Consider the following 18,599-nt stretch of genomic DNA (forward strand, 5'->3'; position numbering starts at 1 on the left):
ACCCGGCCTCGCCCAGGCGCAGCTCCATCGCGTTGCGCACGGCGTCGCGGTACTCCGCCCACAGCCGCTGCGCATGCTCGCGGAACGCCAGGCCCGCCGAAGTCAGGCGCAGCCCGCGCCCGCCGCGGTCCAGCAGGGCCAGCCCGGTGTCGGCTTCCAGCCTTTGCAGCGACTTGGACAGCGCCGGCTGGCTGACGCCGCAGACGGCGGCGGCGCGGTCCAGGTTGCCGTGCTCCACCACGGCCAGGAAATATTCGATGTCACGCAGCGACAGATTCATAATCATTGGTTATGCATAGACTCAGCTTCAGGAATATTAAGCCGAGCCTGCGCTCCTAGAATCCCTGGATAAACCCGAGGACCGACAGGAGAGGCAGCGCGTGGACAAGAAGCCCAATATCGTATTGATCGTGGCCGATAACCTGGGATGGGGCGAGCTGGGCTGCTATGGCGGCGGCGCGCTACGCGGCGCGCCCACCCCCCACATCGACCGGCTGGCCGCCGAAGGGCTGTTGCTGCAGAACTTCAACGTGGAAAGCGACTGCGTGCCCACACGTTCGGCGCTGATGAGCGGCCGCCACCCCATCCGCACCGGCTGCCTGCAATCCGTGCCTCCGGGCCTGCCGCAAGGACTGGCGCGCGACGAGATCACGCTGGCCCAACAATTGTCGGGCCAGGGCTACGCCACCGCGCACTACGGCAAATGGCACTTGGGCGACATCCCCGGCCGCTATCCGTCCGATCGCGGCTTCGACGAGTGGTACGGCATTCCGCGCACCACGGATGAAAGCCAGTTCACCTCGTCCATCGGTTTCGATCCCGCGGTCGCCGACATCCCGCACATCATGCAGGGCCAGGCCGGCGCCCCCTCGGAGAGCATCAAGGTCTACGACCTGGAGACCCGCCGCGGCATCGACGCCGAACTGGTCGAACGCTCCATTGGCTTCATGCGCAAGCACGCCGAGGCCAGCCGTCCCTTCTTCCTGTACCTGCCGCTGGTGCACCTGCACTTTCCCACCCTGCCGCACCCGGACTTCGCGGGCCGCACTGGCGCCGGCGACTTCGCCGATTCCATGGTGGAAATGGACCATCGCGTCGGCCAGATCGTGCAGGCGGTGGACGAGCTGCAACTGCGCGACGACACCGTGTTCATCTTCTGCAGCGACAACGGTCCGGAATTCCGCAAGCCCTACCGCGGCACCGCCGGCCCCTGGACCGGCACCTACCACACCGCCATGGAAGGCAGCCTGCGCGTGCCCTTCATGATCCGCTGGCCCGGCCGAGTCCAGCCTGGCCAGGTCTCCAACGAGATCGTGCACGTCACCGACCTGTACACCACGCTGTCGCGCATCGGCGGCGCGGCCATTCCGCAGGACCGGCCCATCGACGGCATCGACCAGACCGACTTTTTCACCGGCGCCAGCCCGACTTCAGCGCGCGAGGGCTTCCTGTTCTATATCAAGAACGACCTGCGCGCGGTCAAATGGCGCGACTGGAAGCTGCATTTCTACTGGGAGCCCGAGGTCAACGAAGGCAAGGGCAAACTGGAGTCGCCGTACCTGTTCAACCTGAAGCAGGATCCCAAGGAGGAGAGCGACATCCTCATCTTCAATACCTGGGTGCTGGGTCCTATCCTGAAAATGGTGCAGTCCTTCAACCAATCCTGCGCCGCGCATCCGAATACGCCGCCCGGCAAGCCGGACCCGAGCTGAGGCTCGCGGCCGCCTGACCAAAAAACACAAAGGGGAAAACATGAAATTCGCTATCCGCTGCGGTGCCCTGCTGCTGGGCGCCGCGCTGACCGCCACCGCCAGCGCGGCGGACGCCAAGCTGGAATGGCCCGGCAAGCAGATCACCTGGGTGATCGGTTTCGTGCCAGGCGGCACCGCCGACGTGCTGACCCGCATCGCCGCCCAGGAACTGGCCCGGCGCAGCGGCCTGAACGTCATCGTGGAAAACCGCCCCGGCGCTGCAGGCGCCATCGCACTGCAATTGGTGGCGCGCAGCAAGGCCAGCGACGGCTATTTGCTGACCGTGCCCGGTCCGCTGATCTATCCCACGCCTCAGCCCGAAATCGGCCGCGAACTGGCGCCCGTCATCCTGATGGCCCAGGGCCCCATGGTCATCGTCGGCCCCGCCAAGGACGCCAAACCGTCCTTGCAGGACGTGCTGGCGGACGCCCGCCAGCGGCCCGAGGCCTGGAGCTACGGCAGCTCCGGCAACGGCACCTCCCAGAACCTGGCCGGAGAACTGCTCAACCAGTACGCCGGCACCCGCATCGTGCACGTGCCCTACAAGGGTGGCGGCCAGGCGGTGGCGGACGTGGCCGGCGGCCAGATCCCGCTGGCCATCCTGGGCTCGGCGCCGGTCATGCCGCAGATCAAGGCCGGCGTGCTCAAGGCCTACGCTGTCACCACGCCCTACCGCCTGGACAGCCTGCCCGACGTGCCCACCGTGGAAGAATCCGGCTTCAAGGGCTACGCCGCCACCCAATGGTTCTCGGTCGCGGCCAGCAAGGACATCCCGGCCGCGCAACTCGACCAGGTCAACACGGCGCTACGCGCCGCCGTCGCCACGCCAGAGTTCAAGGCCGCCCTGGAAAATGCCGGCATGATCGCCGGCGGCGGCTCGCGGGATGAATTGCAGTCGTTCATCCAGGCGGACAGCGCCAAGTGGCAGAAGCTGATCGATAGCGGCGCGGTGAAGCTGGCGAATTGAGGCGCAGCAATAAATCGGCATTCGTCCTGAAGTAGCCTCAAGAGCTTGATCGACCCTCATCAAAAATCTTAGAAGGGAGAGGGCGCCTGATCATTTCTTCTTGCAAAGCAATGGGAAGGCTTGAAAAGCTATATAGCTTAAGCTATAACCGTATGCGAATGCCGAATGTTCTCGATCAACTGGACCAAAACAGCGGTCAAGCAGTTAAGGAAAATCTCTCCCGTCGACCAAAGTCGGATCGTTGAGGAGGTCGCTGAACTGGAGATGTTTCCCGCGTCGCGCAACGTCAAAGCACTGACCAATCACCAATATGGGTTTCGTCTACGTATAGGCCAGTATCGGGTGCTGTTCGACGTTGCTGCGGTCGTCCGTATCATCGAGATCCAGGAAGTGAAACGGCGCGACGACCATACCTATTGAGCTGAGCCAGAAAACGCCCCCATGCGCCTGCATCCCACCATACTCGAATCGGACGGCAAGCCCGCATTCGTCGTCTTGCCCTATTCGGAGTATCTCGCCTTGACCGGAGCACCGGCAGCCATTGCCCGGCGGCCGCCGCGCATTCCCGCAGACGGTACGATCCCACATGAAGTCGTCACGCTGATGACCAGCAACGGCTGGAGCATCGTGCGCTCCTGGCGTGAATATCTGGGGATCACCCAGGTCGACATGGCGGCACGCCTAGGTATACGTCAGCCTAGTTATGCGGCGATGGAATCCGCCGATGCAAATCCTAGGAGAAGCACTCGCGAGCGCATTGCGGCCGCCCTGGGCGTGCATTTCGACCAGATCGACGTGTAAGCGCAAGGCGGCCTCGCCGCCCCGCCCTCAACTCATATACACGCCGCCATTGATCGCGTAATTCGCCCCCGTCACGAACGCCGCCTCGTCCGACGCCAGCCAGGCGCACAGCCCCGCCAGATCCTTGGCCGTGCCCAGACGGCCCACCGGCACGCTTTCGACGATGCGGTCCAGCAAGGCCGGCGGGAACGCCTTCACGGTGTCGTCGGCGATGAAGCCCGGCGACGCCAGGTTGACGGTCACGCCGCGCGCCGCGACTTCCTGGGCCAGCGAGCGGGTAAAACCGATGACCGCACCCTTGGCGGTGGCGTAGTTGATCTGGCCGATCTGGCCTTTCTCCGCGGCCACCGAGCCGATGTTGATGATGCGGCCCCAGCCGCGGTCGGCCATGCTGTCGACGACCTGTTTGGTGGTGTTGAACAGCGTATCCAGATTGCTGCGCAACACGGCCGACCAGTCCGCGTGGCTCATCTGGCGGAACCGCATGTCCAGCATGGCGCCGGCATTGTTCACCAGCACGTCGATCTCGCCGACTTCGCGCCGCACCTTGGCGAAGGCCGCCTCGGTCGAGGCCCAATCCGTGGCGTCGCCCTCGGACGCGATGAAGTCGTAGCCCAGGGACTTCTGTTCCTTCAGCCAATGGTCCTTGCGCGAGGAGCGCGGCCCGCAGCCCGCCACCACGCGGTGTCCCGCAAGTTGCAGCGCCTGGCAGATCGCGGTGCCCGTGTGGCCCATTCCGCTGGTAACGTAAGCAATGCGCAAAGCCATGTACTTCCCCTTTTTAAAAGACGGTATCGCGCCGCCGCTCAGGCCATCTGGCCGACCAGCGGGAACAGACCGAACGCCAGCGCCGCAGCCAGCATCACCAGGCAGACCATCGTGGCCCACTTCAGCGCATAGCGCTGGTGGTCGCCGAAGTCCACGCCCGCCAGGCCGACCAGCAGGTAGGTCGACGGCACCAGCGGGCTCAACAGGTGCACGGGCTGGCCGATCAGGGAGGCGCGCGCCATCTCGACCGGCGAAATGCCATAGCCCTGCGCTGCCTCGCTCAGGATGGGCAGCACGCCGAAGTAGAAGGCGTCGTTGGACATGAAGAAGGTGAAAGGCAGGCTGACCAGCGCGGTAATGCCGGCCAGGTAGGGGCCCATGGCGTCCGGAATCACGGCCAGCAGGCTGCGCGACATGGCCTCGACCATGCCGGTGCCCGACAGGATGCCGGTGAAGATCCCCGCCGCGAAAATCAGCGACACCACCGACAGCACATTGCCTGCGTGCTGCGCGACGCGGCGGCGCTGTTCGGCCAGGTCCGGATAGTTGATGACCAGCGCGATCGCGAAGGCGATCATGAACAGCACCGGCAGCGGCAGCACGCCCAGCACCAGGCTCACCATCAGCGCCAGCGTCAGCCCGGCGTTCACCCACAGCAGCTTGGGGCGGCGCAGGTCCTGGTCGACCTCGATCTCGGGCAGGTTCTTGGGGCCGTCTTCGTCGTAGCCCGCGTGCAGCGAGGCGCCGTCCGGCAGCGACAGCACGCCCAGGCGACGGCGCTCGCGCAAGCCCAGGAAGAAGGCCAGGACCAGTATCGACACGATGGCCACGCCCATCACCGGCACCAGCGGCACGAAGATGTCGCCCGCGTCCACGTGCAGCGCACTGGCGGCGCGCGCGGTCGGGCCGCCCCAGGGCGTCAGGTTCATGACGCCGCTGGCCAGCATCGCCAGACAGGTCATGGACAGCGCGTTCATCTTCAGGCGCCGGTATAGCGGCAGCATCGACGCCACCACGATCATGTAAGTGGTCGAACCGTCGCCATCCAGCGAGATCACCAGCGCCAGCACCGTCGTGCCCACCACGATCTTCAGCGGATCGCCCTTCACCGCGCGCAAAATGCGGCCCACGATGGGATCGAACAGGCCGGCGTCGATCATGACCCCGAAGTACAGGATGGCGAACATCAGCATCACGCCGGTGGGCGCGATCTTGCGGATGCCGTCCAGCATCATCTTGTCGATGCCCGACCCGAATCCGCCCAGCAGGGCAAAAATAATGGGGACAAGGATCAGCGCCACCAATGGCGACAGGCGCTTGGTCATGATCAGCGTCATGAACGTGATCACCATGCCGAAGCCAAGCAGGGTCAGAAGCATGAGGGTTATCTCCGGCTAGTCGTTGTTATGCGTGTGTCGCGCCTCCGGCGGGGGAAGCGCGACCGCAAGACTAGAAATAAAAGCTGTCGGCAACCTGTCGTTTTTGAACGCGAGTGCAGCGTGGGGGCCGTCCCTTCCGCCGCCGGGCCGCCCCAAGGCGGAAGGCGCCCCCTTGGGGGGCAGCAAGCGAGCGCAGCGAGTGCGGCGTGGGGGTCCAAACTTCTCTCATGCGACAATCGCCCCATGCGCATACTGGTGATCGAAGACGACGCGGACCTTGCCGACGCACTCGTGCGCCGGCTGCGCCGTCTCGGCCATGCCGTCGACTGCCAGAACGACGGCCTCAGCGCCGACGGCGTCCTGCAGTACGAAACCTTCGATCTCGTCATCCTGGACATCGGCCTGCCCCGCATGTCCGGCTTCGACATCCTGCATCGCCTGCGCGACCGCGGCAGCAAGACGCCGGTGCTGGCGCTCACCGCGCGCATCGACATCGAAGACCGCGTGCACGCCCTGGACACCGGCGCCGACGACTACCTGGCCAAGCCCTTCGATTTCCGCGAACTGGAAGCCCGCTGCCGCGCCCTGCTGCGACGGCCCAGCGCCCAGGCCGCCGGCGTGCTGCGCTTTGGCGAACTGGTCATCGACAGCGCGGCGCGCCAGGTCACGCTGGCCGGGCAGCGCATCGAACTGCCGAAGCGCGAATACAGCCTGCTGGAAATCCTGCTGGCCGGCATGAACCGCGCCGTCAGCAAGACCGAAATCGCCAACAAGCTGTTCGCCTTCGACGACGATGCGGCACCCAACGCCATCGAGGTCTATATCGCCCGGCTGCGCCGCAAGCTCGAAGGCTCGCCGCTGCACATCGAAACGCAGCGCGGCACCGGCTACCTCCTGACCGCCACCGATGACCACGACAGCCCCGCCGCGTCCGGCCCTGGCCGGGACTGAACCCGCCCGGCCCGCCGCTACGCAGGAGCGCATCTCGATCAAGCGCCGCCTGCTGGCCATGCTGCTGGCGCTGTTCGTCGCCGCCCTGGCCACGCTCTACCTGCTGGTGCGCGGCTACGCAAATCAAACCGCCGACACCACTTACGACCAACTGCTGCGCTCCTCGGTGCTGTCCATCGCCGACAGCCTTCAGTTTGTGCAGGGAGAGTGGCGCATGGACATGCCCTATGCCTCGCTGGCACTGCTGGAGCAGGCGCCGCGCGACCGCGTGTTCTACCGCGTCGGCGACGCCGGCGGCGCGCTGATCTCCGGTTACGCGGACCTACCCGCGCCGCCCGGCCGCGGCAACGAGGGCCCCGCATTCTCGCCCCGCCTGTACGACGCCAGCTACCAGGGAGAACCGGTGCGCATCGCCTGGATGGAACGCAAGATCGCCGGCCCCCGCAACGCCGAAACCGCGCTTATCCAGGTTGCGCAGACCCGTGAAGCCCGCAACGCGCTGGCCGCGGGCATCCTGTGGCAAGGCACGCTGGCGCTGATCGGCTTCACCGCCACGGCGCTGGCGCTGGCCTACTGGGGCCTGCTGCGTTCGCTCTCGCCCATCCGCCGCATCGAACGCGAGCTGGCGGCCCGCAGCGCATCCGATCTGCATCCCATCGCCGCCCCCGTGCCCGAAGAACTCGACACGCTGGTGCACTCGCTGGACGGCTTCATGGCGCGCCTGTCGGAAAACCTGGACACCCTGCGCCTCTTTATCGCAGAGGCCGCCCATCAACTGCGTACGCCGCTGGCCGCATTGCATGCGCAGATGGAAGTGGCGCTGGACGAGGAAGATCCGGCCGAACAGCGCCGCAGCCTGCTGGCCGTGCTGCGCAACGCAGAAAAGCTCTCGCGCCTGGTCAATCAGCTGTTGAGCGACGCCAGCGTCATCCACCGCAGCAACGTGCGCCAGTTCCAGCCGGTGGACCTGGCCGAGCTGCTGCGCCAGGCGGTGTACGACACGGTCCCGCAAGCCGATCCCCAACCGGACGTGCGTCTGCATCTGCCCGCCCATGCGCCCGGCAGTCCTCCCACCGTGCAGGGCGACAGCCTGATGCTGCGCGAAGCCTTCAAGAACCTCATCGACAACGCGCTGCGCCATGGCGCCACCGAAGACGGCCATATCGACGTACGGCTGGAACCGCAGGACGAAGGCTGGCGCATCGCCGTATCCGACCAGGGGCCGGGCATTCCGCCGGCGCTGGCCAACGCCGCCTTCGAGCGTTTCGTGCGCGGTCCGAACCCGCGCGCACCTGGCGCCGGCCTGGGCCTGTCCATCATCAAGCGCGTGGTCGATATCCATCAGGGCCGGCTGACCCTGAGCAACCGCGTCGGCGGCGGCCTGGACGCCGTGGTCACGCTGCCGGCCCGCCCCCATGAAGCTTGATCTCCTGAAACCCCTGCGCCTGCTGGCGGCGCTGGCCGCCCTGCTGACGGCCGCGGCCGGCCATGCCGCGGAAATCAGCGCCGAGGGCCTGGCGCTGGGCCCCGCCGACAGCAGAAACGTGCTGGTCGTGCATGCCTCCAACAGCGTGCAGGTATTCCGCGGCGTCCTGGAAGACTTCAGCAGGCTCAACCCCGGCCTGCGGCTGGAATACACCGAACTGTCCACGCAGGAGCTATACGCCGGGACCGTCTCCCGCGCCGCGCGCACGCCGGCGTCCAGGTCCGGCCCCGACATCGTCATCAGCAGCGCCATGGACCTGCAGACCAAGCTGGTCAACGACGGCTACGCGCAGGCGCATATCTCGCCCGAGACCCGCGCCCTGCCCGCCTGGGCCAACTGGCGCGATGAGGTCTTCAGCATCGGCACCGATCCCATCGTCATGGTCTACAACACCGGCAAACTCGCTCCCGCACGGGCGCCGCGCACCCGGCGCGAGCTGCTGTCCCTGCTGCAGGCGCCGGACCAGCCCCTGGCCGGCGCCATCTCCACCTACGACGTTGAAGGAAGCGGCATCGGCTACCTGGCGGCCACGCAGGACACGCGCCTGGACAGCATGGCCGGCGCGCTGCTGGCCGAGCTGGGCCGCAACCGCGTCAGCGTGCACGCATCCACGGAAGATGCGCTGGACAAGCTCGAACGCGGTGAGATCACGCTGGCCTACAACCTGCTGGAGTCCTATACCCGGCACCGCATCGCCCAGGGCGCGCCGCTGGCCATCGTGTACCCACAGGACTACACGCTGATGCTGTCGCGCTCCGCCATCATTCCCAGGCAGGCGCCGCGCGCAGACCTGGGCGCGATGTTCCTGGACTACCTGCTGTCGCCGCGCGGCCAGGAAATGGTCGCCCGCCAGTCCGGCATGCGGCCGATCAGCGCTTCGGTCAACCCGGAAGCAGGCGTGCGGCCGATGGGACTGGGCGTGGGACTGCTGGTGTATCTGGACCCCCTCAAGAAACGGCATTTCCTGGACTTGTGGCAGGCGGCAGTCCATCCGCCGGGCGGCGGCGCCCAGCCCTGACCCTGTTTTCAGCGCCTCCCCGGTAAGCCTGGCCCGGTGCGCCCGCACCACTACTCGGATCAAGGGGGACACCGCTACGGAGCCGAGCCCTTTCAAGCTCGCCCGGTACCCTTTTTTTTCATCTGGCCCGGGATTTTGCGAGGATAATTTCCTCAGGGCAGGGCCGCCGGCAATCAAGCCGGCCCGTTGCCGACGCGCCGCCGGAACTCGGCCGCGCCGCGCTCCTTCCGATCTGGCCGGAGCCACCTCTACAACGATCTGTGATGCGTGACGGCGTTTGCGTATGAACCAGAGTTGGAGGCACCAAATGGCTGAACACCAGATTGCCGTCCGGCGCGCTATCGAAGCGCTGGACCACTTGGCGGATCTCGATCGGCCCTGGCATGACATCCTGCTGACCGCCCGCGAGGTGGCCCAGCGCGAGAAAGCCCTCGCCATCGGATGGGCAACCATCGAAAGCGCGCTCTCGGATGTCGGCGAGGCCGTGCTGCTGGTCAGCCGTGACGCAATAGTGGACAGGATATCCGCGCTCGCCATGCGGTATCTGGACGACGCCCACGGCTGGAACGTGCGGGGCGGCAAGCTGCTCCATCCCGACGCAAAAATACAGGCGCTGTTCGACGCCTATTGCCAGGCGGTGGCGCGTGACGGCAAGCCGCGGTCCCTGGCAGCGGCCACCGGTTGGGGCGAATTGACCTGGGTCGACATCAGCGCGGCCCCTCAAGCGCTGAGCCTGATCGGCAAGCGCATGCTGCTGGTGCGCATGCGGCGCAAAAGCGCATTCGCCCAGCCCGACGTCGACCGGCTGGAATCCGTGTTCGCCATCACCCACGCCGAAGCCGCGGTGCTGGCCGGACTGGCCATGGGCCACAGCGTGGAGGAAGTCGCGACCTTGCGCCATGCCTCGGTGCTGACGGTGCGCAAGCAGGTGGCGTCCCTGCTCAACAAGATGGAATGCAACCGCCAGTCCGAACTGGTCAGGCTGGCCTCGCTGCTCTAGGCGTGCCCCCGGCATGCCGTACTCAATATTGAGTATGTGGCGTCCATCTGCGCCGTCCTACGATGAGCACGAAGGCATGAGGCCCGGACGCCCCCTATCCGGCCCGAGTCGTAATCCTGGCGGCGGGGCTCCGCGCCAGGAGCGTGTCCGCGCCCTCCGCGGGCCGGGTCGGTCTGCCCAAGAAAAACACCAATGCGCCAATCCGGTTGCGCAGCTGTCCCTGCCCGGGCTGCATTGCCGCAAGCCCCCATGGACACCGGTTTCCAATGCTGCGGTCACTCACGTCATCAGGAGCATTTCATGAAAACTGCCCTAACCGTCCGCACCGCGATTCCCGTCGTCCTGGCGGCCTGCGCCCTGCTCTCCGGCCCCGCCGCCGCACAAATGTCCGCCGCGCCCACCACCGCGGCTCCCCCGTCCGACGTCCAACTCAGCCGCGATCAGGTCGAACGCGATCTCGCTGCCTGGAAGCAATCCGGCGTTGAAAGAAGCTGGGACAGCGACAACACCCCGGACATCAACAGCCCCGAGTATGTTGCCGCCTACAAGAAGTACGCGGACACGGTACGGCCGGCAAACGCGCCGCAGATGCAGCAGCCGCAAGGTCAGAGCAAATGGTAATGCGCCGCACGGCGCGCCCGACAGCCCGGAGGCGCTTCCGCCCGACTCACACGGCGGCGAGCCTCCGCCGGGCTCAGAACGTCACCTTGACCGACGGCGCGCTGCGCTGCGCCTCGCCGTGGAACACGGCCTCGATGTTGTTGCCGTCCGGGTCCAGCACGAAAGCGCCGTAATACCCAGGGTGGTAGTCCCGCAAGCCCGGCGCCCCATTGTCCTTGCCGCCATGAACCAGCGCCGCCTGGTAAAAGGCATCGACCATGGCTTGGTCCTGCGCCTGGAACGCCAGATGATGGCGTCCGGTCAGTTGCCCCGCCGCTGCCTTGCTGTCGGGCGTGGACACAAACAATTCGTCTGCCCAGAAATAGTTGTCGCCCGTGCCGCCCATGGGCACCTTCAACACGTCGAAAACCGCTTGATAGAACCGCTGGCTGGCCCCCAGGTCCCGTACTACCAGTTGTATGTGGTCGATCAGCCGGCCGCGATGGATTTCATTGGTCTGCATGTGGCGCTCCTTCCGGAAGGGGGGCGTTCGACTATACCGCCCGCCATGCGGCCCCGTCGCGCCGGATCAGGCCAGGTACGAAGCGACCTCGGCACGCGTAAGGTAGCGCGTGAACGTCATGGACGGCTGCTGCGCCTCGTGCATGGCGCCGTTGAAGCCGGACCAGTTGCGCTTCATACCCTCGTCCGTCTCCAACGCGATCAGCACCCGCTTGCCGTGGCGCGACAGGTTGTCGCGCAGCGACGCCTCTCCCCAGGCATAGCGCATGGCGTCGACCAGCTCGCCATTGGCGTAGGCGCCGGCCTGCAGCCATTGGAAATCCGCGGTATCGCGATCTTGATCCGGTTCGCGCGCCGCGATCTCGCGCTGCACGCCCAGCGCCTGCGCATGCTCGCCGATGATGATCTGCAGCAGCGTGAACGCGTGGAAGTTGTTGTTGACGGCATGCGCCCGCGCCACGAAGCCCGTCATGGAAGCCGGCATCACCACCACCAGCTCGTCCTCGTAGCCTAGCTGCGAGGCCAGCCACAGATAATGCAGGTTCTCGAACGGCAGGCTGTCGTTGCCGGTGGCCATGGGACGCAGCAGCGCCATCAGGTCCGTGTCCGCAACCAAGCCGGCATGGTTGCCGCGGTCGCGTAGCGCCATGGTCATCATCGGCAGCACCAGCAGGTCCGCCGCCTGATGCAGAGCTTCCACTTCCCAGCGCCGATCCGCGGGCACAGCGGCCATTCTTGAGCGGGCGTCCAGCCACGCCTGGCGGTCGGTCTCCTCCACCTCATCGTCGTCATCCTCGACCTCCTGCGCGCAATACGGACTCAGCGTGCGCAGCCACTGTCGCAACAAGCCATGCAGGACGGGAAACAGAATCGCGGGATCGGCGCCGTCTTCCACCAGCGAACCGCACATCAAGGCCACGGCGGCGGCGCGGCCGGGGTGCAGCGCCGGCAACAGATCAGCGCAAGTCCGCAGGCTGGCATCTGCCTGCCCCGGCTTGCGGGCCCGGGCTAGAAAGGCGCTGACTTCGGGGCGCTGGAAAAACTGCTCCAGCGGGTCCAGGTCATCGGCAGTGGCGACCGGAGTGCAAAGCGCGGCGGAGAATGTCATGTCGGAAGCGGGCATGGAGATGGGCGGGCATGAATGTGGCGGCGACCGCCGCGCGGCAGCCTGGAGTTTACTGAAGTACACATGGGCCGCCAGGTATTGATTTTTCTCCGCGACCTGCCACAATGAAATCATGCATTTCCTGTTGGCCGACAATCCGTTCCTGGTCCCTGACCGCCTCCGCGCCTTCCAACGCGCGCCCAAAGGAGCCCACGATGCCGCCGATATTCCTCCCGCCCGTTCGCGTAGCGAGCCCGTCCTTCCCCTGCACCAGGTAGTAGTCCATACGCCGAGTTTCGGCCACGGCGGCATTTCGCCGAGTGGACTGATGCGTCTGCGTCACGGCTGCAGGCCGGCATAAGCTCGCGCACTTGAACACGGCCCTCCGACGGATTGCGGTTAATTCTTGCCGCCGGATGCCGTAAATGAAGTGAAGACAGACATTGCTATCCCCTCCGTTCCCAGTCGCAAGGAGTTGCTGTCATGTCCAAGCTCCAATATCGCCTTTCCCTGCTCTTGCTGTGCGCCTCCAGCACTCTCCCCGCTGCTCACGCCGCTGATGGAACCATCCGCTTCCAGGGAGCCATCGTCGAGGCTGCTTCGTGCATGCCGCAGGTTCAATCCCGAAAAGTAGCCGTCCGCGTGGAATGCGATGCTGAGCGCGCCCGCGCCGCGGGCAAGCCTGCTCGCGACCTCGTGAGCGCCAACCGCGTGCAGGTCGACGTGCAGCCCGTGTCCCTGAAGGCGCCGCGGCCTGGGCAGAAAGATGCCCAGGGCTATATCGTCACGCTCGCTTATCTGTAGCCGTCCACGCCAGCAATCTGGCGGCCATGCGCCGCCGGATTGCCTGTGCTTCACCCATAACATCCGAAACAATCTTATTTGCAAGCAGAGCCACGGAAATCGCGCGGCGGCGCCTGATGGTGGTGGGAACGCATACAAATAGCCTCTCGAACTGGGATGGATAGTTGCTATGCCAGTTGAGAAAGCAAAAGGTATCAGGGGAAGGAATATTTTTTAATGCGGGCTGGCGACAGCTCGGATGGCCCGCCTATCCCCAAACATCAAGCCGCGTTCAGCGCCTTCGCCAGCACCGTGAACACCCGCTCGTCTGTGGACTGCGCAACGTTGAACCGCAGAAAATCCCCGGCGGCCAAGGACTGGCTGAACGCATTTCCAGGCGCCACCACCACGCCCTCCTCAAGACATAACCGGGCGATGGTGGCGGCATCCTTGCCCTCCGGCAAACGGCACCACAGGAACATCCCCGCCCGTGGCGTCAGCCAGGGCTTGATGCCCAGCTTCTGCAGCTTGGCAGCGGTCTTGTCCATCTGCTGCGCCAGACGCAGCCGGGTCGACTCCATGTGCCTGCGGTAGCCGCTGCCGGTCAGCGTCCTGAAGATGATGTCGGCCGCCAGCCGGCTACCGCCAAAGGTCGTGGCGACTTTCAGGTCGGTCAGTCGTTCCACCCAGTCGGACCGCACTGCGATGTACCCGCAGCGTACAGACGCCGACACCGTCTTCGAAAAGCTGCCGATGTGTATGACCCGGGACAACCCGTCAAATGCAGCCAGGCGCGGCGCGGGCGTGTTCTCGAAATCCGCGAAAATGTCGTCCTCGACGATTACCAGCTCGGAATCGTCCGCCAGCTTCAACAGCCGATGCGCAACCAAGGGCGACAAGGTCGCCCCCGTCGGATTATGAATGCCGGAGTTCGTGATGTAGAGACGCGGGGAATGCTCGCGCAGCGCCGCTTCAAACGCCCGGTCGTCCGGACCGTTCGGCGTATAGGGCACCCCCACCGCCTTGACGCGATGCGCCTTCAACAGCGCATGGAAGTTGAAATAGCAAGGATCGTCCACCAGCACCGTGTCTCCCGGTTCCAGCAGGAAGCGCAGGATCAGGTCGATGGACTGGGTCCCGGAATCGGTCAGCATGATCTGCTCCGGCCCGGCCTCTATCCCCATGCCCGCCATCCGCCGCGCCAACAGCTGCCTCAAGGGCGCGTGGCCCAGCGGGGTCCCATACTCGGTCAGTTCCGCGGCCTCGGCCCGCGCCATGCCGCGCATGGCGCGCCGCAGCCCTTCCTCGTACATCCAGCTGACCGGCAGCCACCCGCAGCCCGGCCGCAAGCTGTCCGCGTCCGCCGCCAGCGACTGGCGCGATACCCAAAGCGGATCCACCTCCCGGTCGAGCTTCGGCCCCATCTCGGTCAGCGCCAACGGCGCCACGGGCCCGGCCACATAGAACCCCGATCCGGGGCGCGACACCAGCACACCCTCGGCCGCCAGCCGCTCGTAGGCCTCCACCACCGTGGACACCGACACGTCCAGCGTCTTGGCCTGCACTCTCACCGAAGGCAGGCGAGCGCCAGGCAAAGCCGTGCGCGCGGCAATCCGCCCCTGGATTTCGCCCATGACCTTCTTGATGAGAGTGCCGCCCCGCGCCATGGAATTCTCCGCCGTACTGGCTTTTAATACATAACAGTTTCTGAAAATTGTACTGGATTGTGCTTGGACTCGTCGCGGCCGCCGTGCTGTACTGACGCCCGGTATCAAGGAGCTTCAGATGGAAAAGGCCACCAGCGGCTGGGTGAACGGGTTTATAGGCGTCGTAATCTTCGCGGGCTCCCTGCCCGCTACCCGGGTCGCCGTCGCGGACCTGGATCCCATCTTCCTGACCTGCGCGCGAGCCGCCATCGCCGGCCTGCTGGGGCTGGCGCTCCTGATGCTGCTGCGCCAACCCCGGCCGTCCGCGTCCGATATCCCATCGCTGGCGCTGACCGCGTTGGGCGTGGTCGTCGGCTTCCCCCTGCTGACGGCCCTGGCCTTGCAGCATGTCACCTCGGCACACTCCATCGTCTTCCTGGGCCTGCTTCCGCTAAGCACCGCCATCTTCGCAGTCCTGCGCGGCGGCGAACGCCCGCGCCCGCCGTTCTGGATGTTCTCCATCGTCGGCGCCGCCTGCGTGGCAGGCTATGCCGCCTGGGGCGGCCTGGAGGCCTCGACCACGGGCGACCTGCTTATGCTCGCCGCCATCATCGTCTGCGGCCTGGGCTACGCCGAAGGCGCCAAGCTCTCACGCAAGCTGGGCGGCTGGCAGGTCATCAGCTGGGCGCTGGTCCTCTCCTTGCCCGTCATGTTGCCCATCGCGCTCTGGACCATGCCGGCCACGTTCGAACACGTCAGCACGCCGGCGTGGATAGGCTTCGCCTATGTGTCGCTGTTCAGCATGCTGATCGGGTTCGTGTTCTGGTATCGCGGCCTGGCGCAGGGCGGGATCGCGGCCGTGGGGCAGTTGCAGCTGTTCCAGCCGTTCATGGGATTGGGATTGGCGGCGGTGCTGCTGCATGAGAACGTCAGCTGGACAATGCTGATCGTGACGCTGGCTGCGGTGGTTTGCGTGGCGGGTGCGAAGAAGTATGCATAGCGGTAGACTCCGCGACGGAGGATCTCGGAGCGGCTGACCTGCGGAATCGTTAATTGGATTCCAGATTTATCGAAAGAGTCGAGTGTTTCAGCGGCACGTCCCGAACTTTTCTCTCTATCTTTATCTGACCCATACAACAAGACCAAATGAAAGCAAGAGCATTGTGCATCGCTTCGCTAGGAGCCGTGCTGCTATCCCAAGCCTCACCATCCCTCGCGCAAAATACCAACGGCAAAAACCTTTTTACCCAGAGATGCGCCATGTGCCATGGAGCAGATATCAAAGGGACCGGGCCATTGGCCAAGAAAAGCAACCCTCCCACACCTGATCTGACCACCGCCGCCTTCAAGAAACGACTCAATGATTATCCAGGAGTCATTGTTTCATCCGTGATACTTCGTCCAAATGGAGACCTGATTCCAAGGACACTGCGAGAGAACGGTGTAAAGCTGGCGCCGCACTCCTGGACTGTTCAGGATTTTCGAGATTTGAATAAATACATGGTTGACGCGATTTCAAAAAGCCGATGATTTTGAGACAAGAGGTGGCATGAGACCCGTCGGTACGCTGGCGCGTGGGGCGCATCTGCAAGAAAACCTGCGCACGCTCAGGCCTCCAGCTGCACGTGCTCCATGCGGTCCCGCCCGTTGTTCTTGGCCAAATACAGCTGCTGGTCTACGGCTTTGATGAATCCGGCGCGGTCCAAGCGCTCATGTGGCAGCACCGTGCCCGCGCCGATGCTGACAGTGACGCGCCTGCCATGCGGCGACAACGCGTGCACGATAGCTTTCTTCTGGAGCAATCGCTGACAGCGTTCAGCGACTTTCCGCGCCGCTCCGGCATCGGCTTCAGGCAGCAGCACGACAAACTCTTCCCCCCCGTAACGCGCAACGAGATCGCGCTGGCCGTCCAGGGCCAAACTCAGCGTCTGGGCAATATCCACCAAACACTGGTCACCTTGGGTGTGTCCATACAAATCGTTGTACTGCTTGAAAAAATCAACATCCAACAACAATACAGACAGGGGTTGACGTTCGCTGCGCGCGCGCTCCCACTCCAATTCGAAGCCAGTATCGAAACGCCGCCGGTTGGCAATATTCGTCAAGCCATCCTTGAAAGACAGGACCTCCAGCTCTTTTTGCAAGCTCAGCAGCCTTTCCTCGGTCCGCTTGCGTTCCGTAATGTCAAACATGAAGCCGATCAGCGCTTCGACTTCACCTCCGGCATTGCGCACCACGTGCACGACGTCGCGGATCCATACATAGCCGTTGTCCTTGGTCAACGCCCGGTAGTCTGCCTCGTGGTCGACACCGGCCTGGGATTGGCTGACGCAAAAATTCACCACGGACTCGCGGTCCTCCGGGTGCATGCGCATGGCCCAGTCCTCCACGCTCACCCAGCTTTCTGCGTTCCAGCCCAGCAACGCCTCGATCTGCGGACCGATATAGGCAAACTTCATCGTGGCCCAATCGATCTTCCAGGGAATTGCCTTGGTCGACTCCAGCAAGGTTCTGTACACAGCGCTGTCATCAAGAAGCGTGCTTTCGTCGGACATGGCCAATCCACCCTCGATCCATATGAATCACGCACTTTAGCCTGAACTTATCAGCCGCGGAGACTTGCCGAGTGGCCGGTTCCGGCCACTCTCCGACAACCCGCTCCAGGGGCAGAGTAAAATGCGCCCCCCATGCGCTACTCCGACTTCGACCAACGCCTCGCCGCTCTCGGCGCCCTGCCCGTCCATCGTGGCCGGGTCGTGCGCGTCTGGCTGCAAGGACTAGCACTCGACACCGGCACGCGGCGGCGGAGCGCCGAGCACTTTCTGCCTCTCGCGCTGCGCAACACCGTGCCCGCCTTGACGGCAGACCTGGACGGCCTCGCCCGCGTCCGCTCTGAACACGCCGGCAACGACGGCTCGCGCTTGCTGGTCGAACTCGCCGACGGACAGATGGTGGAAAGCGTGCTGTTGCCGCGCGACGGACTCTGCGTCTCCACCCAGGTCGGTTGCGCGGTCGGCTGCCGCTTCTGTATGACCGGCAAGAGCGGCCTGATCCGGCAGGTCACGAGCATGGAAATCCTCGCCCAGGTCGTGCTGGCGCGGCGTCTGCGCGCGGTGAAGAAAGTCGTCTTCATGGGCATGGGCGAACCGGCGCACAACCTCGACAACGTACTCGAAGCAATCGACCTGCTCGGCACCGAAGGCAATATCGGCCACAAGAATCTGGTGTTCTCCACCGTGGGCGACCTGCGCGTGTTCGAAGCCCTGCCGCAACAACGCGTCAAGCCCGCGCTGGCGCTGTCGCTGCACACGACCAAGGCCGAGCTGCGCGCACACCTGTTGCCGCGCGCGCCGAGAATTGCGCCGGAAGAACTGATCGAACTAGGCGAGCGATACGCCCGCGACACCGACTATCCGATCCAGTATCAATGGACGCTGCTCAAGGGTATCAACGACGGCGACGACGAACTCGATGCCGTCGTGCGTCTGCTCAAGGGCAAGTACGGCGTGCTCAACGTCATCCCATTCAATAGCCTCGAAGGGGACGACTACCAGCGCCCCGATACCGAGCGCATCCGCGAGATCGTCCAGTCTCTGCAAAGCCGTGGCGTGCTGACCAAGGTGAGGAATAGCGCCGGGCAGGATGTGGACGGCGGCTGTGGCCAGTTGCGCGCTCGCGCCGTTGGCGCGGCGCAGGTGGTCGAACTGCGCCGCCAGCGCACGCCAAGGCCGGAAGCCGCCTAGGCCTGGACTATCCGCCCCTGGCCGTGAGCCGCCTTTTCGAGACGTCCGATCTCGACCCTGAGCGAGCTATGCAGTCGCA

General features: G+C 65.0%; 20 protein-coding genes. 13 read left to right on the forward strand and 7 right to left on the reverse strand.

Annotation, left to right across the window (positions count from 1 at the left end):
* Positions 1-280: LysR family transcriptional regulator (locus VIR09_RS27185; RefSeq protein ID WP_332015722.1), on the reverse strand; the 280-nt coding region annotated here is incomplete at its 3' end.
* Positions 281-380: 100 nt separating this feature from the next.
* On the opposite strand from VIR09_RS27185, the gene VIR09_RS27190 reads away from it, so the two are divergent.
* The 4 genes from VIR09_RS27190 (at position 381) to VIR09_RS27205 (ending at position 3,519) form a co-directional block, all read left to right on the forward strand.
* On the forward strand, positions 381-1,712 hold the full coding sequence (locus VIR09_RS27190) for an arylsulfatase (RefSeq protein ID WP_332015692.1): 1,332 nt from the start codon (positions 381-383) through the stop codon (positions 1,710-1,712).
* Positions 1,713-1,752: 40 nt separating this feature from the next.
* Positions 1,753-2,718 (forward strand): tripartite tricarboxylate transporter substrate binding protein, encoded by a 966-nt coding sequence (locus tag VIR09_RS27195; protein ID WP_332015693.1) that lies wholly within the window; start codon positions 1,753-1,755, stop codon positions 2,716-2,718.
* Between the two features lie 165 nt (positions 2,719-2,883).
* On the forward strand, positions 2,884-3,138 hold the full coding sequence (locus VIR09_RS27200) for a type II toxin-antitoxin system RelE family toxin (RefSeq protein ID WP_013392069.1): 255 nt from the start codon (positions 2,884-2,886) through the stop codon (positions 3,136-3,138).
* 21 nt (positions 3,139-3,159) lie between these two features.
* Entirely contained in the window at positions 3,160-3,519 is a 360-nt protein-coding gene (locus VIR09_RS27205) for a helix-turn-helix transcriptional regulator (protein WP_332015694.1), read from the forward strand.
* A 27-nt stretch (positions 3,520-3,546) separates the two neighbouring features.
* Here the strand turns inward: VIR09_RS27205 and VIR09_RS27210 are convergent, their stop codons facing one another.
* Positions 3,547-4,287, reverse strand: coding sequence for an SDR family oxidoreductase (locus tag VIR09_RS27210; RefSeq protein WP_332015695.1), 741 nt, complete (start codon positions 4,285-4,287; stop codon positions 3,547-3,549).
* 38 nt (positions 4,288-4,325) lie between these two features.
* Positions 4,326-5,666: a CitMHS family transporter gene (locus VIR09_RS27215; RefSeq protein ID WP_332015696.1), complete on the reverse strand. Its 1,341-nt coding sequence runs from the start codon at positions 5,664-5,666 to the stop codon at positions 4,326-4,328.
* Positions 5,667-5,909: 243 nt separating this feature from the next.
* Between VIR09_RS27215 and VIR09_RS27220 the strand changes: the two genes are divergently transcribed.
* The 5 genes from VIR09_RS27220 to VIR09_RS27240 all read left to right on the forward strand — a co-directional run bounded on the left by VIR09_RS27220 (position 5,910) and on the right by VIR09_RS27240 (position 10,742).
* Complete coding sequence (locus VIR09_RS27220) at positions 5,910-6,617, forward strand: response regulator transcription factor (RefSeq protein WP_332015697.1); 708 nt, start codon at positions 5,910-5,912, stop codon at positions 6,615-6,617.
* On the forward strand, positions 6,574-8,043 hold the full coding sequence (locus VIR09_RS27225) for a sensor histidine kinase N-terminal domain-containing protein (RefSeq protein WP_332015698.1): 1,470 nt from the start codon (positions 6,574-6,576) through the stop codon (positions 8,041-8,043). Before VIR09_RS27220 ends, VIR09_RS27225 begins: the two co-directional genes overlap by 44 nt.
* Positions 8,033-9,121 carry an ABC transporter substrate-binding protein gene (locus tag VIR09_RS27230; protein ID WP_332015699.1) on the forward strand — a complete coding sequence of 363 codons (1,089 nt, stop codon included), beginning with the start codon at positions 8,033-8,035 and terminating at the stop codon, positions 9,119-9,121. Before VIR09_RS27225 ends, VIR09_RS27230 begins: the two co-directional genes overlap by 11 nt.
* A gap of 307 nt (positions 9,122-9,428) precedes the next feature.
* A complete protein-coding gene (locus VIR09_RS27235) occupies positions 9,429-10,121 on the forward strand; it encodes a hypothetical protein (protein WP_332015700.1) in 693 nt (230 codons plus the stop codon).
* A gap of 300 nt (positions 10,122-10,421) precedes the next feature.
* Positions 10,422-10,742, forward strand: a complete 321-nt coding sequence (locus tag VIR09_RS27240) for a DUF4148 domain-containing protein (protein ID WP_332015701.1) — start codon at positions 10,422-10,424, stop codon at positions 10,740-10,742.
* A 73-nt stretch (positions 10,743-10,815) separates the two neighbouring features.
* On the opposite strand, the gene VIR09_RS27245 is transcribed toward VIR09_RS27240, so the two are convergent.
* Positions 10,816-11,244 (reverse strand): VOC family protein, encoded by a 429-nt coding sequence (locus VIR09_RS27245; RefSeq protein WP_332015702.1) that lies wholly within the window; start codon positions 11,242-11,244, stop codon positions 10,816-10,818.
* Between the two features lie 66 nt (positions 11,245-11,310).
* The gene (locus VIR09_RS27250; RefSeq protein ID WP_332015703.1) at positions 11,311-12,351 is read right to left on the reverse strand and encodes a hypothetical protein; all 1,041 of its coding nucleotides are present in this window, start codon (positions 12,349-12,351) and stop codon (positions 11,311-11,313) included.
* 480 nt (positions 12,352-12,831) lie between these two features.
* Here VIR09_RS27250 and VIR09_RS27255 point away from each other — a divergent pair, with 480 nt between their 5' ends.
* Positions 12,832-13,152 carry a hypothetical protein gene (locus VIR09_RS27255; protein WP_332015704.1) on the forward strand — a complete coding sequence of 107 codons (321 nt, stop codon included), beginning with the start codon at positions 12,832-12,834 and terminating at the stop codon, positions 13,150-13,152.
* A 260-nt stretch (positions 13,153-13,412) separates the two neighbouring features.
* On the opposite strand, the gene VIR09_RS27260 is transcribed toward VIR09_RS27255, so the two are convergent.
* Positions 13,413-14,798: a PLP-dependent aminotransferase family protein gene (locus VIR09_RS27260; protein WP_332015705.1), complete on the reverse strand. Its 1,386-nt coding sequence runs from the start codon at positions 14,796-14,798 to the stop codon at positions 13,413-13,415.
* Between the two features lie 118 nt (positions 14,799-14,916).
* Here VIR09_RS27260 and VIR09_RS27265 point away from each other — a divergent pair, with 118 nt between their 5' ends.
* Positions 14,917-15,777 (forward strand): DMT family transporter, encoded by an 861-nt coding sequence (locus VIR09_RS27265; protein ID WP_332015706.1) that lies wholly within the window; start codon positions 14,917-14,919, stop codon positions 15,775-15,777.
* Between the two features lie 146 nt (positions 15,778-15,923).
* The gene (locus VIR09_RS27270) at positions 15,924-16,307 is read left to right on the forward strand and encodes a cytochrome c (RefSeq protein ID WP_332015707.1); all 384 of its coding nucleotides are present in this window, start codon (positions 15,924-15,926) and stop codon (positions 16,305-16,307) included.
* A 77-nt stretch (positions 16,308-16,384) separates the two neighbouring features.
* Here the strand turns inward: VIR09_RS27270 and VIR09_RS27275 are convergent, their stop codons facing one another.
* A complete protein-coding gene (locus VIR09_RS27275) occupies positions 16,385-17,332 on the reverse strand; it encodes a sensor domain-containing diguanylate cyclase (protein ID WP_332015708.1) in 948 nt (315 codons plus the stop codon).
* Between the two features lie 132 nt (positions 17,333-17,464).
* Here VIR09_RS27275 and VIR09_RS27280 point away from each other — a divergent pair, with 132 nt between their 5' ends.
* Entirely contained in the window at positions 17,465-18,520 is a 1,056-nt protein-coding gene (locus VIR09_RS27280; protein WP_332015709.1) for an RNA methyltransferase, read from the forward strand.
* Positions 18,521-18,599: the final 79 nt, after the last annotated feature.

Origin of the sequence: Achromobacter sp., from assembly GCF_036567245.1 — a bacterium.
In the GTDB taxonomy this organism is placed as follows: domain Bacteria; phylum Pseudomonadota; class Gammaproteobacteria; order Burkholderiales; family Burkholderiaceae_B; genus Achromobacter.

Coding starts and splice junctions, on each gene's coding strand:
- VIR09_RS27195 (WP_332015693.1), top strand. CDS start 1,753: ATGAAATTCGCTATCCGCTGCGGTGCCCTGCTGCTGGGCGCCGCGCTG.
- VIR09_RS27200 (WP_013392069.1), top strand. CDS start 2,884: ATGTTCTCGATCAACTGGACCAAAACAGCGGTCAAGCAGTTAAGGAAA.
- VIR09_RS27205 (WP_332015694.1), top strand. CDS start 3,160: ATGCGCCTGCATCCCACCATACTCGAATCGGACGGCAAGCCCGCATTC.
- VIR09_RS27210 (WP_332015695.1), bottom strand. CDS start 4,287: ATGGCTTTGCGCATTGCTTACGTTACCAGCGGAATGGGCCACACGGGC.
- VIR09_RS27215 (WP_332015696.1), bottom strand. CDS start 5,666: ATGCTTCTGACCCTGCTTGGCTTCGGCATGGTGATCACGTTCATGACG.
- VIR09_RS27220 (WP_332015697.1), top strand. CDS start 5,910: ATGCGCATACTGGTGATCGAAGACGACGCGGACCTTGCCGACGCACTC.
- VIR09_RS27225 (WP_332015698.1), top strand. CDS start 6,574: ATGACCACGACAGCCCCGCCGCGTCCGGCCCTGGCCGGGACTGAACCC.
- VIR09_RS27230 (WP_332015699.1), top strand. CDS start 8,033: ATGAAGCTTGATCTCCTGAAACCCCTGCGCCTGCTGGCGGCGCTGGCC.
- VIR09_RS27235 (WP_332015700.1), top strand. CDS start 9,429: ATGGCTGAACACCAGATTGCCGTCCGGCGCGCTATCGAAGCGCTGGAC.
- VIR09_RS27240 (WP_332015701.1), top strand. CDS start 10,422: ATGAAAACTGCCCTAACCGTCCGCACCGCGATTCCCGTCGTCCTGGCG.
- VIR09_RS27245 (WP_332015702.1), bottom strand. CDS start 11,244: ATGCAGACCAATGAAATCCATCGCGGCCGGCTGATCGACCACATACAA.
- VIR09_RS27250 (WP_332015703.1), bottom strand. CDS start 12,351: ATGACATTCTCCGCCGCGCTTTGCACTCCGGTCGCCACTGCCGATGAC.
- VIR09_RS27255 (WP_332015704.1), top strand. CDS start 12,832: ATGTCCAAGCTCCAATATCGCCTTTCCCTGCTCTTGCTGTGCGCCTCC.
- VIR09_RS27260 (WP_332015705.1), bottom strand. CDS start 14,798: ATGGCGCGGGGCGGCACTCTCATCAAGAAGGTCATGGGCGAAATCCAG.
- VIR09_RS27265 (WP_332015706.1), top strand. CDS start 14,917: ATGGAAAAGGCCACCAGCGGCTGGGTGAACGGGTTTATAGGCGTCGTA.
- VIR09_RS27270 (WP_332015707.1), top strand. CDS start 15,924: ATGAAAGCAAGAGCATTGTGCATCGCTTCGCTAGGAGCCGTGCTGCTA.
- VIR09_RS27275 (WP_332015708.1), bottom strand. CDS start 17,332: ATGTCCGACGAAAGCACGCTTCTTGATGACAGCGCTGTGTACAGAACC.
- VIR09_RS27280 (WP_332015709.1), top strand. CDS start 17,465: ATGCGCTACTCCGACTTCGACCAACGCCTCGCCGCTCTCGGCGCCCTG.